Source organism: Pseudoalteromonas sp. GB43 (assembly GCF_054923805.1).
This window is the reverse complement of sequence record NZ_JBPCHJ010000001.1, coordinates 434094-449595: the sequence shown is the minus strand read 5'-3', so window position 1 is coordinate 449595 and position 15502 is coordinate 434094. Positions and strand designations below refer to the sequence as shown.

The 15502-nt window shown below is 41.9% G+C and carries 16 protein-coding genes and 3 pseudogenes; 16 read left to right on the top strand and 3 right to left on the bottom strand.

From position 1 onward, the window contains the following. Nucleotides 1–5 precede the first annotated feature (5 nt). The 7 genes and pseudogenes from ACRWSG_RS02060 to ACRWSG_RS02030 all read left to right on the top strand — a co-directional run bounded on the left by ACRWSG_RS02060 (nucleotide 6) and on the right by ACRWSG_RS02030 (nucleotide 5261). A complete protein-coding gene (locus tag ACRWSG_RS02060) occupies nucleotides 6–1370 on the top strand; it encodes a MotA/TolQ/ExbB proton channel family protein (RefSeq protein ID WP_054551559.1) in 1365 nt (454 codons plus the stop codon). Beyond that, a complete protein-coding gene (locus ACRWSG_RS02055; protein ID WP_462165483.1) occupies nucleotides 1370–1894 on the top strand; it encodes a MotA/TolQ/ExbB proton channel family protein in 525 nt (174 codons plus the stop codon). The genes ACRWSG_RS02060 and ACRWSG_RS02055 overlap by 1 nt, the downstream gene beginning before the upstream one ends. A gap of 14 nt (nucleotides 1895–1908) precedes the next feature. Beyond that, nucleotides 1909–2313, top strand: coding sequence for an ExbD/TolR family protein (locus tag ACRWSG_RS02050; protein ID WP_054551557.1), 405 nt, complete (start codon nucleotides 1909–1911; stop codon nucleotides 2311–2313). Next, entirely contained in the window at nucleotides 2313–2930 is a 618-nt protein-coding gene (locus ACRWSG_RS02045) for an energy transducer TonB (RefSeq protein WP_462165481.1), read from the top strand. The genes ACRWSG_RS02050 and ACRWSG_RS02045 overlap by 1 nt, the downstream gene beginning before the upstream one ends. 11 nt (nucleotides 2931–2941) lie before the next feature. Continuing rightward, nucleotides 2942–4201 (top strand): annotated as a pseudogene (locus tag ACRWSG_RS02040) (tetratricopeptide repeat protein). Nucleotides 4202–4257: 56 nt separating this feature from the next. Then, on the top strand, nucleotides 4258–4419 hold the full coding sequence (locus tag ACRWSG_RS02035; RefSeq protein ID WP_462165480.1) for a hypothetical protein: 162 nt from the start codon (nucleotides 4258–4260) through the stop codon (nucleotides 4417–4419). 17 nt (nucleotides 4420–4436) lie between these two features. Next, nucleotides 4437–5261, top strand: a complete 825-nt coding sequence (locus ACRWSG_RS02030; RefSeq protein ID WP_462165479.1) for a hypothetical protein — start codon at nucleotides 4437–4439, stop codon at nucleotides 5259–5261. A gap of 14 nt (nucleotides 5262–5275) precedes the next feature. Here ACRWSG_RS02030 and ACRWSG_RS02025 read toward each other — a convergent pair whose 3' ends face one another. Both ACRWSG_RS02025 and ACRWSG_RS02020 read right to left on the bottom strand, forming a co-directional pair. Beyond that, nucleotides 5276–5611 carry a TraR/DksA family transcriptional regulator gene (locus ACRWSG_RS02025; protein WP_054551553.1) on the bottom strand — a complete coding sequence of 112 codons (336 nt, stop codon included), beginning with the start codon at nucleotides 5609–5611 and terminating at the stop codon, nucleotides 5276–5278. A gap of 51 nt (nucleotides 5612–5662) precedes the next feature. Next, nucleotides 5663–6640, bottom strand: a complete 978-nt coding sequence (locus ACRWSG_RS02020; protein WP_187490784.1) for a tRNA-dihydrouridine synthase — start codon at nucleotides 6638–6640, stop codon at nucleotides 5663–5665. Between the two features lie 173 nt (nucleotides 6641–6813). On the opposite strand from ACRWSG_RS02020, the gene ACRWSG_RS02015 reads away from it, so the two are divergent. The 9 genes and pseudogenes from ACRWSG_RS02015 to ACRWSG_RS01975 all read left to right on the top strand — a co-directional run bounded on the left by ACRWSG_RS02015 (nucleotide 6814) and on the right by ACRWSG_RS01975 (nucleotide 14356). Further along, the gene (locus ACRWSG_RS02015) at nucleotides 6814–7302 is read left to right on the top strand and encodes an HvfA family oxazolone/thioamide-modified RiPP metallophore (RefSeq protein ID WP_199530116.1); all 489 of its coding nucleotides are present in this window, start codon (nucleotides 6814–6816) and stop codon (nucleotides 7300–7302) included. Between the two features lie 54 nt (nucleotides 7303–7356). After that, nucleotides 7357–8219: pseudogene (locus ACRWSG_RS02010) on the top strand (HvfB family MNIO-type RiPP peptide maturase). Further along, complete coding sequence (locus tag ACRWSG_RS02005; protein ID WP_283235066.1) at nucleotides 8212–8970, top strand: HvfC family RiPP maturation protein; 759 nt, start codon at nucleotides 8212–8214, stop codon at nucleotides 8968–8970. The pseudogene ACRWSG_RS02010 and the gene ACRWSG_RS02005 overlap by 8 nt, the downstream one beginning before the upstream one ends. An 85-nt stretch (nucleotides 8971–9055) precedes the next feature. Then, nucleotides 9056–9178 carry a hypothetical protein gene (locus ACRWSG_RS02000; RefSeq protein ID WP_254907726.1) on the top strand — a complete coding sequence of 41 codons (123 nt, stop codon included), beginning with the start codon at nucleotides 9056–9058 and terminating at the stop codon, nucleotides 9176–9178. 161 nt (nucleotides 9179–9339) lie between these two features. Then, entirely contained in the window at nucleotides 9340–9885 is a 546-nt protein-coding gene (apt, locus tag ACRWSG_RS01995) for an adenine phosphoribosyltransferase (protein WP_054551549.1), read from the top strand. Nucleotides 9886–9888: 3 nt separating this feature from the next. Next, nucleotides 9889–12294: a DNA polymerase III subunit gamma/tau gene (gene dnaX / locus ACRWSG_RS01990; RefSeq protein WP_462165478.1), complete on the top strand. Its 2406-nt coding sequence runs from the start codon at nucleotides 9889–9891 to the stop codon at nucleotides 12292–12294. Between the two features lie 59 nt (nucleotides 12295–12353). After that, the gene (locus ACRWSG_RS01985) at nucleotides 12354–12680 is read left to right on the top strand and encodes a YbaB/EbfC family nucleoid-associated protein (RefSeq protein WP_054551547.1); all 327 of its coding nucleotides are present in this window, start codon (nucleotides 12354–12356) and stop codon (nucleotides 12678–12680) included. A 10-nt stretch (nucleotides 12681–12690) separates the two neighbouring features. Then, the gene (recR, locus tag ACRWSG_RS01980; RefSeq protein ID WP_054551546.1) at nucleotides 12691–13299 is read left to right on the top strand and encodes a recombination mediator RecR; all 609 of its coding nucleotides are present in this window, start codon (nucleotides 12691–12693) and stop codon (nucleotides 13297–13299) included. A 295-nt stretch (nucleotides 13300–13594) separates the two neighbouring features. Next, complete coding sequence (locus tag ACRWSG_RS01975) at nucleotides 13595–14356, top strand: hypothetical protein (protein ID WP_462165477.1); 762 nt, start codon at nucleotides 13595–13597, stop codon at nucleotides 14354–14356. On the opposite strand, the pseudogene ACRWSG_RS01970 reads toward ACRWSG_RS01975, so the two are convergent. After that, nucleotides 14339–15287, bottom strand: a pseudogene (locus ACRWSG_RS01970) (IS30 family transposase). The gene ACRWSG_RS01975 and the pseudogene ACRWSG_RS01970 overlap by 18 nt on opposite strands. Nucleotides 15288–15502: the final 215 nt, after the last annotated feature.

Here is a 15502-nt window from a genome sequence, read left to right as displayed (position 1 = left end):
CAATAATGAAGAAACTATTTAAAGGTTTTGCTGTTGCAGCAGTACTATCTGTTTCTGCAGGTACCGCGCTTAATGCACACGCAAACACTGATGCTTTAGACAAAATTCTTGAGCAAGTTAAGCAAGAACGTATCTCTGAAGGCAAATTAAATAAGCAACGTGAACAAGAGTTCCTTTCAGCTCGTGCTGACAAGCAAGCGTTACTTAACAAAGCTAAAAGCGACCTAGCTGCTGAAAAAGCACGTGGTGACCGTTTAGCTAAAGAATATGCTCAAAACGAAAATACTTTAGCAGAAAAAGAGCAAGCTCTTTTAAATGCTCAAGGTACTTTAGGTGAGATGTTCGGTGTTGTACGTCGTGCAGCTGCTGATGCAATCGGTTCAATCGAAGCATCACTTGTTTCTGCTGAAAAACCAGGACGTGCTGAAGTACTTCGCTCACTAGCTGCTGCGAAAGAACTTCCAACTGTTCGTGAACTAGAAGAGCTTTGGATTTCTCTTCAAACTGAAATGACTGAGTCTGCTAAAGTTTCAACTTTCGAAACTGAAGTTGCAGGTCTTGACGGTTCATCTTCTGTGAAGAAAGTAACGCGTATCGGTAACTTCAACTTAGTAACTGACGACGGTTATTTAATCTATTCTCCAGAAACTAAAGCGATTCAACCTCTAGGTAAGCAACCTGATAGCTACATCCTAGCGGGTATCAGCGATTTAGAAGGTACTTCTGCAGATAACTACGCTGGCGTATACATCGACCCGACTCGTGGCGCGATCTTACGTATCAACACGCAGAAGAAATCACTAATGGAATACTACGAGCAAGGTGCTGAAGTAGGTTACATCATCACACTATTATTAGTTGTTGGTCTACTTATCTTCATCGTTCGTTTCATTGATCTTGCGCTTACTAGCACTAAGATTAAGAGCCAGCTTAAGAACCTTTCTACTCCGAATACAAACAACCCACTGGGTCGTATTCTTAAGGTTTACGCTGACAACAAGAATCAAGACGTTGAAAACCTTGAGCTTAAACTTGACGAAGCAATCCTACGTGAAACGCCTCGCATCGAAGCTGGTATCAACATCATCAAGATCTTGGCAGCAATCGCTCCATTACTAGGTCTACTAGGTACGGTAATCGGTATGATCCTTACGTTCCAAACAATCACATTGTTCGGTACAGGTGATCCGAAGATCATGGCTGGTAATATCTCTCTAGCACTTGTAACTACAGCGTTAGGTCTAATTGCAGCTCTACCACTTATCCTACTTCACTCAATTGTTGCGGGTCGTAGTAAGTCGGTTCTACATGTCCTTGATGAGCAAAGCGCTGGTATCATCGCTGCTCACGCGGAGAAGGAGAAAGCCTAATGCTAGTCCTGATGGAGATCTGGGAATCTATCAGGGATTTTGTTGGCACAGGCGACCAGGTATTATACGTGGTCGCGATAGCACTCTTTCTTATGTGGGTTTTAATGATTGAGCGCTATTGGTTCCTACTAGCTGAGTTTCCTCGTATGACGAAGAACATTGTAGCTCAGTGGGATGCCCGCCAAGACACTACGTCTTGGTACGCACACAGAATCCGTGAAGCATGGATTTCTGAAGCGTCTGAAAAATTAGATCAGCGTATGTTGTTGATTAAGACATTAGTAGCTGTTTGTCCTTTAATCGGCTTATTAGGTACTGTAACGGGTATGATCGCGGTTTTCGAAACCATGGCTACTCAAGGTACTGGTAACGCACGTTTAATGGCATCAGGTATTTCAATGGCAACAATCCCAACAATGGCTGGAATGGTTGCGGCACTATCTGGAGTATTCTTTAGCTCACGTCTTGAAGCGAGAGCGAGAATGGCGAAAGCTAAACTTGTAGATAGCATGCCTCATCACTAGAGAGAGAATTAAATATGGCACGTAAACAACGTTTTCGTGAAGAAGAAGAAGCAGCGGTTGACATGACGCCAATGCTTGACATCGTATTTATCATGCTTATTTTCTTTATCGTAACTACATCGTTCGTTAAAGAGGCTGGTATCGAAGTCAATAAACCTAAAGCAGCTGCAGCTACGAAGCAAAAAAATGCAAACATTTTTGTTGCTATCCGCGCTGACGGTGCGATCTGGATTGATAAACAACAAGTAGACGTTGAGCGTGTATCAGCTAAACTTGAAAGTTTATTAGCAGAACAACCTACTGAAGTTGTAATTTTGCAAGCTGATAAAGAAGCAAAACACGGCGTAGTAGTTAAAGTTATGGACCAGATCAAAGCGACGGGTGATAACCTTAAAATTTCAATAGCTGGAGATCAGTAATGATTCGTTTTCTGTTTTCACTGATTGCAGGTGGGGCAGTTACTTTCGGCTTGTTCTACTTCATGGCGTACCTCATCTCCGGTGGAGCTGACCGTGCGACTGAACAAAAAGAACAGATCGTAGTCGAAATTATGACGAATCCGCCTGAATCTAAGGTGCAGGAGAGGAAGCGTGTTCCGCCTCCGCCTCCGCCACCGCCAAAGCAGCCGCCTAAACCGCAGCCGCCTCAGCCGGAAAACAGCAACCCTAACACTGGTGGTTTGTCATTTAATATGCCAAGCATCGATGTGGGTAGCACAGCTGGTGACCTAAGTGGTCCAGGTGCATTTGGACGTGATGGTGACGCGACACCTATCGTTCGTATTGAACCAAAATACCCTACGCAAGCAGCGCGTGATGGTAAAGAAGGTTGGGTACAACTTTCATTCACTATCAATGAAGTGGGTGGTGTAGAAGATGTTGAAGTGATCGACGCCGATCCTAAACGTATCTTCGACCGCGAAGCTAAACGTGCGCTACGTAAGTGGAAGTACCGTCCGAAAATCATTGACGGCAAACCACAGAAGCAATTTGGTCTTCAAGTACAACTAGACTTTAAACTTAACCAAGGTAACTAAGGAGGCGAGTAATGAGAAATTTATCTAAAGTAACTGCACTTGCGCTTCTTATGTCTCTATCAGGTGTAGCTTTCACTGCACCTGCTTTAGCAGCGCCAGATTACGCGAAGATTGAAGCGCGTAAAAAAGCAAAAACTAAAGTAATGGGCGAGCGCGTTGGTAAAAAAGTTATTAAAGCGTTTGATTTGTACAATGAAGAGAAGCTTGATGAAGCGATTGCGTTACTTAAAGAAATCGATCCTTCGGATGAATTTGATAAGGCAACAGTCGATCGTTACTTAGGTCAAATGTACGCTCAAAAAGAGCAGTATCAATTGGCTATCAAGCATATCGCAGCTGCAGTTCAACCTGACGTTTTAAATTTTGCTGACCAAGAGCAAGGCTTAAAACTTCTAGGTGATATGTACGCGGGTACTGAGCAATATGCAAAAGCGAAAGAAGCTTATGCAGCTTGGATGGACTTCACAGGTGAGGAAGACGACAAGGTTTATACACGTATTGCGCAAGCAAACTACGAGTTAAAACTTTTCAAAGACGTACTTCCTGCTGCAAACAAAGCAATTGAATTGGCAAAAGAACCTGCAAAGGCTGCTTACCAATTAAAGCTAGCTGCCTATTTTGAACTTAAACAGTACAAAAATATGGTAGGTGTTGCTGAAGAAATTGTTCGTGTTTAACCTGAAGACAAAAAAGCCTGGGTTGGTTTAGGTAAATACTACCTTCAAACCGAAGACTTCAAGAAAGGTCTAGCGACCATGGAAGTTGCCTATAAAAATGGCTATTTTGAAAACGAAGTTGAATACAAAGTACTTTCTAACTTTTATTCGTTAAATGATATCCCTTACAAAGCAGCAGTTGTGCTTGAAAAGGCAATCAACGAAGAAAAAGTTAAGCGTAACAAGCAAAATATCAGTGCAGTGGCATCTAACTACCACCGTTCTAAAGATATTGAAAAAGCAGCTAAATACTATGAAGAAGCGGCTAAATTTGATGATGATGCTGAGCTTTACCGCAAAGCGGGTTCATTACTTTTACAATCGCAAAATTATAGTGCAGCCGTTGTTCGTTTGAACAAGGCAATAGAGTTAGGTTCTGACAAAAAAGGAACTATTTACTCTGATTTAGCTGAAGCTTATTACTACCAAGAGAAGTATAAGCAAGCTTATAACGCTATCACTAAAGCAATGGACGATCCGCGCACTCGCAAGTTTGCGAAGAGCTGGTCGACCTTCATCAAAGATAAAGCCGCTCGTAACGGTGTAAAAATCTAATTGATGTTGTTTTAAATTAAAAAGCCCCTCTGGGGCTTTTTTTATGGAATTTTAAAATGCTAAGACAGATCGTATTATTAGTTGTCGCAAGTGTGATGCTGATAGCTTGCTCTGAGCAAACATCAGCTTTCAAAACATTTAGTGAAGGGCAGCAAGCGCTGCAAACTATTAATAATTTATTATCGACTCAAGAACAGCAAAGTGAAGCTGCTAGCTGACCTTCTCAGAAAGTTATTTGCAAGCACGTCATCAGGCTTATCAAGGACTAAAAACGACGACGTTAGATGTGTCACAACAGGCGCAATTGAACTATTTAATCATTGCTGAGCGTTATCCCGAACGTTACTTTGTGTGGCCTGTACAACGTGATGTTATTAGCCAAGCTCGTTTAGTAGATGACTATTCGGTAAATGAATTAGCTAACTGGCTAGAGTTAGTTGAAACGCAGCTAATTGCAGCTGAGCAAAGCAATCTGAAATTAAATAAAATCGAATTAACGCTTTTACATAATATGGTCAAATCGCACCTTGATAATAGCGATGACAGTGTACAAGCAGCACTAAACAAACTTAATCAATATTTAACTCAATATAAACCGCGTACAAAACTTGGTTTAGTCGGTTTGGCAAATGGTAAAGATTGGTATCAAAGTAAACTTAATTACTTTAGTGGTGAGACTAAGCCGCCTTTAACTTGGTTAAGTGAAATCCAGGCTTCGTTAAAGCAATCGCAGAAAGCAGATTTTGTATTACCTGTATCAGACTCTCACGCTAAACCATTAGTAATGAACTATTTTGTAGAAAGTCATCAGCACACAGGTCTTGATTGGCAGCTTGATTATCTCGACCCGCTCAAAAGTAAGCGTAAATTAACAAAAGATGAGCAATACTTCTGGCAAGTTATGATGGAAACCGACTTAGGAATTCATTATCACACATGGAGTGAACAGCAAGCACGTGTTAGTTTGATGAAGCGTCTAGGGGTAAATCAGCAACAAGCTGATTGGTTAATTGAGGATATCGTGCTTTATCCTGCGATGAGCTTTATTTTTATAAATTAGTACAGCGCTGCGCTCTATGGAGCGCATCGCCGACAGCGTTGGCTTGCAGGATCTGCAAGTAAACGTTCGTCATCAATTTTTTCTTCACAATCACAGCAATAGCCATACTGCCCAATATCGATTTGGCATAGTGCTGCTTCTAACTTTTCTATTCGAGCAATCAATATTTGATACTCAGAACCGAGATTATTTGCTGTCAGCTCTAACCAGTCTGAAGGGGGATGATCCTTGAGTTGCGATAGCAGTTGCTGATGATAGGCTTGATCAGAATTAGCCAGCATATCCAGTAAACGTTGTCGAACCTGCGCAAGTTCCGCAGATAACTTTGTTTGAATTTCAGTATTGTTCATCGCTTTTCTTCCAAGTGGGCAATACTGGTATTATCAAACAAAATCGATTTGCTAATTATGATTTGTATCAATACTCGGCGCTTTCGCGTACTTTCTTAGTACATCTGCAACTTCGTCTTTGGCTTTTAGGCGGCGGATCTCATCAAAAAGTGCGTTAGCTTGTGGGTATTGGCGCTTTAAATAGCCGAGCCATTGCTTAGTACGAGAAGCAAAATACTTTTCACATTTGCTCTCGTCTTGGTGCATAGATGAATGAATAATGTGGTATATCACATGCTCCCATAACATCGGAGTGTAATGCTCGTTTTCTGCATGAGATTTTATTTGTTTTGCTAGATCAGGCATCGCTAATGCACCACGACCAAGCATTAAATCTTGGCAATGACTGCGCTTTTGACAAAGCATGGCATCTTCAACTTGCCAAATTTCGCCATTAGCAACGACCGAAATATTTTTATCTTTGATCAACGGCGGGATTTTTTCCCAGTATGCCGGAGGGTTGTAGCCATCTCTTTTAGTTCTGGCATGAATAGCAAGACTTGAAGCACCCGCGCTAACAACAGCATCAACAATTTCTTGGCTATTACTATCATCATCAAAACCAAGCCTAATTTTGGCACTAACTTCATGGCAAGGATCAACAGCATCACGTACGGCTTTAATAATTTCGTACATGTGCTCAGGGTCTTTTAACAGTACCGCACCACCTTTACTTTTGTTCACTGTTTTAGCTGGGCAACCAAAATTTAAGTCAATGCCATGGGAGCCTAGGCGTATTGCTTTGACGGCATTTGCTGCCAAAGCATGAGCAACTTGACCTAGCAACTGAATACGCACTGGCGTACCTGCACGGGTATAGCCACCTGTTTTTAGCTCAGGACAATAGCGGTGAAACACGCGTTCGGGCAGTGTGTCTTCAACGACACGAACAAACTCTGTTACGCATAAATCAAATCCACCTAAATCAGTTAAGAGTTGTCGCATTTTAAAATCCACAACGCCTTCCATCGGTGCTAAAACTAGTCGCATGATACCTGTTAACTCATCAAAAATTAGGACGCGTATTCTAGCTTTTCTGGATTGTTTTATAAATCGTAATTTGCATTCTCGGCACTTTCAGAAAATAATTATAAAAATTTTGAAAGTAATTTTTAGTTCTCGGGTCTTGTTTAATAACCCTTTATAAAAAAGAGAGTCATCGAATGAACACAGTTAAGAAAAATTCAATTGCATTAACATTAGGTGCGGTTGTAGTAGGTGCGTCAAGTTTTGTAGCAACTGATGCGAGTGCAAACCCATTTGAATTTCAGCAAATGCAAGCAGGCTATCAACTAGATGCCGCAGAAGGTAAATGCGGTGAAGGTAAATGTGGCGGCGATAAAAAAGCTGAAAAAGAAGGCAAGTGCGGTGAAGGTAAGTGCGGCGGCGACAAAAAAGCAGCCAAAGAAGGCAAGTGCGGCGAAGGTAAATGCGGCGGCGATAAAAAAGCAGCCAAAGAAGGTAAGTGTGGCGAAGGTAAATGCGGCGCAGACAAAAAAGCAGCCAAAGAAGGTAAGTGTGGCGAAGGTAAATGCGGCGCAGACAAAAAAGCAGCCAAAGAAGGTAAGTGCGGCGAAGGTAAATGTGGCGCAGACAAAAAGAAAGCTAAAGAAGGTAAGTGTGGCGAAGGTAAATGTGGTTCTAATCACTAAGCGCTCATTTAGCTTTTAAAAGGGCCGTAAAGGCCCTTTTTAGTAGGAGGTAGTATGTTAGATGAATCAGTAGCTGATTTTGGGCTGATTGGCTTAGGTTTGCGCCGAGAAATGCTTGATGAAATGCTCATTGATGTTCCTAAACCTATTGAGTTTTTAGAAGTTGCACCTGAAAACTGGCTAAAGCTTGGGGGGCGTTTTGGTAAACAATTTAAACAGCTTACCGAACAACATGCCTTTGTTTGCCATGGTTTATCGTTATCGATTGGCTCACCAGCAGCGCTTGATATTGAATTTGTGCAATCGCTTAAAACCTTCTTTAAAGAGCATAATATTCGTTTATTCAGCGAGCACTTAAGTTACTGCTCGGGCGAAGGACATATGTACGATTTAATGCCTATACCATTTACTGAAGATGCTATTAAGCATGTTGCTTCTCGTATTAGGCAAGTACAAGATATTTTAGAACAGCCAATTGCTATTGAAAACGTGTCTTACTATGGCGCCCCCGGGCAACAAATGACAGAACTTGAATTTACTAATGCTGTTTTAGAAGAAGCTGATTGTAAACTGCTGCTCGACGTGAATAATATTTACGTTAATTCGATTAATCATGGTTATAACGCTGAGCAATTCCTAGCTGAATTACCAACAAAACGGATTGCCTATGGGCATGTTGCGGCCATTACACTGAGGCTGAAGATCTACTGGTTGATACCCATGGTGCGCCAGTTATCGATCCTGTTTGGCAATTGCTTGAAAAAGCTTATGAAGTTCATGGCGTATTTCCCACCTTATTAGAGCGTGATTTTAATATTCCGCCGATGAGTGAGTTGTTAACCGAGCTAAAAACCATTGAAGCACTGCAGCAAACAGCGAGCAAGCAAAACCAAGCAAGGGTGAAACACAGTGCCTGAACATTTTACTCAAGTACAGCAAGCGTTTATGGCGCATATCCGCGACCCCCAGCAACATGCTAAGCCTAGCGATGTTGAAGAGCGCCGGATGGCGATTTACCGCGACTTATTTTTTAATAATGTGGATGGCTTTGTTAGCTCTGCGTATCCAGTACTAAAAAGTTTATATTCAGAGCAAGCTTGGCATGCCCTCGTTAGACAGTTTTTTAGTCAGCATGATTGTAAATCACCTTATTTTTTAGATATTGCAGGGGAGTTTTTGGCTTTTCTTGCTAATGACTATGAAGTGCAAAGTGATGATCCCGCGTTTATGTTAGAGCTAGCGCACTATGAATGGGTTGAGCTTGATGTATCGGTTGCTCAAGAGGTGGCAGAAGAAGTCAGTTTATCGGCTCATCAAGTGACAAGCTCTGCATTATTCTTAAGTTCACTTGCCCGTAACTTGAGTTACAGTTTTCCTGTTCATACCATCAGTGCAGATAATCAACCAAGTGAACCGGTAGGACAACCCAGTTACTTTGTGGTCTATCGTGATAGCGATGACGAAGTACAATTTTTATCGACAAATGCGATGACAGCATTACTTCTTAATATCATAGAATCTCAGCCAGGTGCCGATTTAAATGATGTATGCCAAGCAGTTGCAGAGCATGCGCCTCAATTTAGCCAAGAGCAGCTGTATCAGGGAGCCCTCAATACCTTGAGTGCAATGGCAGAACGCGGCATTGTGGTTTCTAATACCTTGGTTTAAAAATCAGCTAAAAGTCTTTATTGATGTATTTAGTTCGACTATTATGAGCGCCTTATTTTGTCGTGCTTAAATAAAGGTAGTAATTATGTCGAATGATAAAGACTTTAAAGATCCGTTCAATGCAACTTATTTCATTGCGTTTTTAGCTGTATTCGGTGGCATTGGCTGTCTAAACGCTATTCTTGGTTGGATCACTTCTTTATCTTAATCTGCGCAAGCAAATTAAAGACAATAGGCTGCATTATGCAGCCTTTTTTATAGCTTATATTTCTTGTTAAATGATTAATTTCGAAACTTGCTACCGACTTTCTACTAAGGTGATGTTATACTCTCGAGCTTTGTTAGATAAACTTTTTGAGCAGTATAATTATGACTCAAGCAACTTCAACGCTCATCAAACAGAGCATTGCAACGATCGCTGATTACCCAAAGCCGGGCATTATGTTCCGCGACGTAACTACTTTAATGGCTAATGCTGACGCATTTAAAGCAACCATCGACAGCTTTATTGCAGCATATAAAGACCAAGGTTTTACAAAAATCATCGGTACTGAATCTCGTGGTTTTATCTTCGGTGCACCACTTTCTTACGCACTAGGTATTCCATTCATTCCTGTTCGTAAACCAGGCAAACTTCCTCGCGAAGTGATTTCACAAAGTTATCAATTAGAGTATGGTGAAGATATTCTTGAGCTTCATACAGACGCAATTGTCCCTGGCGATAAAGTGTTACTAGTAGATGACTTACTGGCTACAGGTGGCACAATCGAAGCAACGGCAAAATTAGTTGCTAAACTTGGCGGTAACGCAACTGATGCGGCATTTGTTGTTTCTTTACCTGAGCTGGGTGGTGAGCAACGAGTTGCTGATATGGGCATCAAAATCTTAAAGTTGGTTGAATTCGAAGGCGAATAATTAATGAGTTATCAGGTTCTAGCAAGGAAATGGCGACCACAAACCTTTCACGAGTTAGTGGGGCAGTCTCATGTTAAACAAGCATTAGTTAATGCATTAACACAAAATAGACTCCATCACGCTTATCTCTTTACTGGAACCCGTGGGGTGGGTAAAACAACCATTGCACGTATATTCGCAAAAAGTCTCAACTGCGATAAGGGTATCTCTGCTGAGCCATGCGGCCAATGTTCAAGTTGTACTGATATTGAAGCAGGCCGTTATATTGATTTATTAGAAATCGATGCGGCATCACGTACCAAAGTAGAAGATACCCGCGAAATCCTTGATAACGTTCAATACGCACCAACACGTGGTCGTTACAAGGTATACCTAATCGATGAAGTTCACATGCTGTCAAAGCACAGTTTCAATGCATTACTAAAAACATTGGAAGAGCCGCCAGAGCATGTGAAGTTTTTATTAGCGACAACCGATCCGCAAAAACTACCCGTGACGATTTTATCGCGTTGCTTACAGTTTAATTTAAATGCTTTGTCGCAATCAGAAATTCATGATCAGCTTGCCCATGTTCTTAATCAAGAACAGCTAAGTTTCGATGATAAGTCATTGTTTATTTTAGCTAAGGCAGCCGATGGTAGTATGCGTGATGCATTGAGTCTTACAGACCAAGCAATTGCGCAAACCAATGGTAATATTAATCATCAGGCTGTGCAAACTATGCTTGGCTTGATGGATACTCAATATAGCCAAACCATGTTAGCAGCGTTACTGTGCCAAGATGGCGATGCATTACTTCAAGAAGTAAAAGCAGTCGTTAGCCGAAACCCTAACTTTGCAGCCTTGCTCGACGATTTAATTGCCCTGACGCATCTTATTCAGCTTGTGCAACTTGTGCCTAGTGCAGCGGCACTTGATGATACTAACCGAGATTTTATTGAACAGGTGGCACAAACCACTGATGCACAGCAGATGCAGGTTTACTACCAATTGCTATTAAATGGTAAAAAAGATTTGCAGTGGGCACCCGATGCTAAACTTGGCTTTGAAATGATCATGTTGCGACTGCTTGCATTCCAACCTACGCAATTTGCACAAAGCCAAACACCATCGAATACCCAGCAGCAGGTTAAGCCAAGTGGTGCCGGTGCACTGCGTGATATTTTGAAAAAATCAACGGCGCAACGTGAGCAAGCTGCTTCAGAGCAAGCACCAGTTGCACATAGCTCTGCACAGACAACTGCTGTTCCTTCAGAGCCTCAGCCAACACAAGCTGAGCCTATTCAAGCAGCCAAGGCAGAAACGGCACATAGCCATGAGCCTGCCCAGCAAGTTGAAGCAACAGCAGTAGAGCAGCCTGATGCTGGTCAACAGCCTCAGCAATCTGTTGAAACTGCAATGGTTGCTGAAGTTCAACCTGCGCCACAACAGCAAGAGCCAAGCCACTCAGAGCAAGTGCCAGCAGCTGAGTACTCATCACCAGAGTATTCTTCGCAAGATTATATGGATGATGATGCCGAAATGGATTCATCACTTGCAGCGCAATATGATGATGTGATGAATAGCGCTTATGATCAGGGCTTTACTGCCAATGAAGCATCTGCGCCTCAGCAACAGCAAACAGCACCAGCACAATTACAACAGCAGCAAAGTCAGGCGCAGTCGGCCATTGCTCGTATTTTACAAGATCGCAATATTTCAGGTGCTGGGCGTTTAAGTGGTGCAGCAACGCAAACTCATGCTAAAGCAGAACCGCCAGTGCAACAAAGCACAGCCGCGACCAACATTCAGCCTCAGCAGCAAGCAATGGCTGCTGAAGTAAAAAAGCCCATCCCCCAGCAAACGGGGGAGAGCAGTAGTAAAGTAAAAAAAGTCGACTTTCGAGAAAAGCATCAAACAATCACCGAAAACTTAGCGCCAGAGTTACTTGAGCAGATCAATCCACAAAAAGCGCCAGAGCCAGTAGTTGAAGAAGCCAGTATTCCGATACCTGATGATTTTGAAAGCCCGATCAGCAGTATTAAATTTGCACACGAACAAGACGAATGGGCGTATTTAATTAAGCGCATGGGACTGGGTGGTCGCATGCGCCAATTTGCGCTGCATTCAATCTTTACCAAGCAGAATAATCAGCTGCATATTGAAGTTGATTCATCACAGCGCCATTTAGATAGCGCTGTGCTTAGACAAAAGCTCAATGCTGCATTAAGTGAAATTTACGGCCATAATGTAGAGCTTAGTATCGAGTTTGCTGATGGCGTAATTGATTCACCGTATTTGATTCAACAAAAAATTGATGCGGGACGTCATCAACAAGCGATTGATGTAATAAATAGTGATGAAAATATAGTGCAATTTCAGCAGTTGTTTAGCGCTATAATCGATGAAAACAGTATTCAGGCATTGTAATTAGTTACAATAGCCCTTATCTTCATGCCAATTAAAGTAGTTTAGAAAGAGAGACAGTTATGTTTAAAGGTGGAATGGGTAACATGATGAAGCAAGCGCAGCAAATGCAAGAGCGCATGCAAAAAGCCCAAGAAGAAATCGCAAACCTTGAAGTTGTAGGTGAAGCAGGTGCAGGCCTAGTTAAAGTAACTATGCTTGGTAACCACAATGTTCGTCGTGTTGAATTAGATGACAGCTTAATGGAAGACGACAAAGACATGATCGAAGATTTATTAGCGGCAGCGTGTAACGATGCTGTACGTCGTGTTGCTGAAGAAACACAAGAGCGCATGAGCAAAGTAACTGGCGGTATGCAATTACCACCAGGTATGAAAATGCCATTCTAAGTGATTTTGTATGCAACTATCTCCTAGTTTAACACAGCTAATTGAAGCGCTACGATGCCAGCCGGGCATAGGCCCTAAGTCGGCACAGCGCATTGCTTTTCATTTGCTTGAGCGTGACCGTCAGGGTGGTAAACAGCTTGGCCATGCATTAACCAAGGCAATGGATGAAGTAGGGCATTGTCAATCTTGTCGTACTTTTACAGAGCAAGCGGTATGCGATATTTGTTCAAGTGTTAAACGCCAAGATAGTGGTTTATTGTGTGTGGTCGAATCACCAACCGATGTACTCGCGATTGAGCAAACTGGTCAATACCAAGGTCTTTACTTTGTTTTAATGGGTCACTTGTCGCCAATTGATGGCATAGGACCAAAAGAAATTGGCCTTGATATTCTTGAAAGCAAGTTGCAACAAGGTGGCATTAATGAGGTGATCCTCGCGACCAATCCAAGTGTTGAAGGTGAAACCACAGCCCACTACATTGCTGAGCTTTGTCATAAGTATCAGGTAGGTGCATCTCGTATTGCTCACGGTGTCCCTGTTGGTGGTGAGCTCGACTTGCTTGATGGTATGACATTGATGCACGCATTTAGCGGACGACGCGCCGTAAACCAAAACTAATACCTAATATGGTATCAAAAGCCTGCTTTAAGCAGGCTTTTTTGTGTTTGGCTCATCATGCACTTCAATAGGTAATTTTGAACATACGAGCTTCATAGGCACTCAGATGAACTATTCAAAAAAATTATCGAGGGTAATTAGCGAATGGAGCAGGATATTATTAAGGATATCTATGTAAAGATGGGTGATGTTGCGTAGGTTATGAATTTAAAATTAAAAATAATCACATTTTCATAGAAAAAATCATTACTCTTTGATATCAATTAAGGTGACTAAGTAATTATGGATAAAGTACATGGAACAGAAGCACCGGATCGTATATGGTTGTTATTCAGATGTTTGGCAGTACGGGCAACATGATAAAGAGCAATTAAAGGCTTTATCTGTAGAAGTTATACCCGAGGAGTTCAGTCCTCAAATGAAAGGTAAAACTTTTTGTCCTATCTGCGCTACGCCACTTACAAGAACTCCTGACGCAGATGCTATTAGCAAGAATAATATCACTGCTCATTATAAGCACGGATCTAAGAAAAAGTATCCAGATAGCATTAAATGTGAGTGGAGAGTCAATGCTAAGCCTGGTCTTAATTATGAATCAGAGGAGATAGCAGCAAAAGCCATAGAGAATAAAGAGTTAGCTATAATTCATTCTTGGAAATCGACACCCCCTTCAGGCGATGGTAACGACATTGACGATACAGGGGAGTACGATAGAACTGCAATAGAAGATGAAAACGGTCCTAATACCGAAGTGCCAATAGCTAGGCATAATGGTAAAAGCTTCAGCTTACCTTCTAATATCTCAACTGTTATGGCTCTTTGTATGAACTTTCCTGCAAATTTGTCCCGAGGTTTTTATTTTCCTAACTCTCAATACCCAATGTTGCTGAGCGATCAACTTTATTCAACAAGTAAATTAACTGATGATTTACCCAAGAAAGAAACCTTGTTCTTTGGAAAAATAATAGGTTTTAGAGAATTATCAGCTCGAAATGTAATTGAAGCGCGAATTCAAGTCCGAAGTGCACCACTCGCTAAATTAGGCTGCTTTGCGTAATTCATCGAATATTACCGCTGGTTGCCTAAACCCTAGACATTTTCTCGAACATCGCATTGAGCGCCTTTTCTATGTGCGCAATTTGCTTATCTGTCACCGTTCGTAAATCAGTGCCTTTGCGAATATATTGACGCAACAAGCCATTAAAGTTCTCATTTAACCCTCTTTCCCATGATGAGTAGGGGTTAGCAAAGTAGATGTCGGTTTTTAGCTTGTCTGAAACATGCTCATGTTCACAAAACTCACTCCCGTTGTCTGCGGTTATCGTATGAACATGGCGTCGATAGCGCCACAGCATACCTATCATTGCTCTGCTCACTTGCGCTGCACTTTTTGCTGGCACTTTGCGTATCAGGTAAAACTTACTTGTACGCTCGACTAAACTAACGATTGCTCCCGTACCATGCTTGCCAAGTACTGTATCCGCTTCCCAATCACCAAATCGTGTCTTAGTGTCAACAATCGCAGGTCTATGTTCAATGCCAACACGATTTGGGATGATGACACGTTTGCTTCGGCTGCCTTTACGATAACGTCTGTGCCCTTGTCGCAGATGTTTGTATAGCTTGCCACCACTCAATTTATCTTTTTGAATATAGCCATAAATCCATTCATGACTCACAGGATGCCCGATAATTTTGCTTACACCCGCAACCTGCTCAGGGCTCCATTTTTGCTCCAATCCAAACTCAACGAACGCAATTGTAAGTGCTGGCATGGAATACTTGGCAGCTAGATGTTTTCGTTTACATGCCTTTGAATGTGCAACCTCAGGCAAGTAATGACTTCGAGTACTATTGCGCCTAACTTCACGACTTATAGTGCTGTGGCTCACTTTTAGCCTTTTCCCTATCTCTCGATAGCTAAAACCCTCGCGTAAGTAGGCCTCAATCTGGTATCTTTGCCCTTCGATCAACTGCTTGTAACTCATGGTATCTACTCTTGTTTTTTGGCGATTACAGAGTACCACCAACAGGCAGTTGATCTCTTCTCACCGTTTAACCATGAGTGGTGCACTTATTATCTGAATTCGGGAGTAGAGTCAAGTAATGATTTAGTAAAGATATATACTGATAAGTCTTATGATGAGAGAAAGCATATATCGAAAAAATCAAGAGGAAGTTATTTACTTTTCTCTGCTAAATT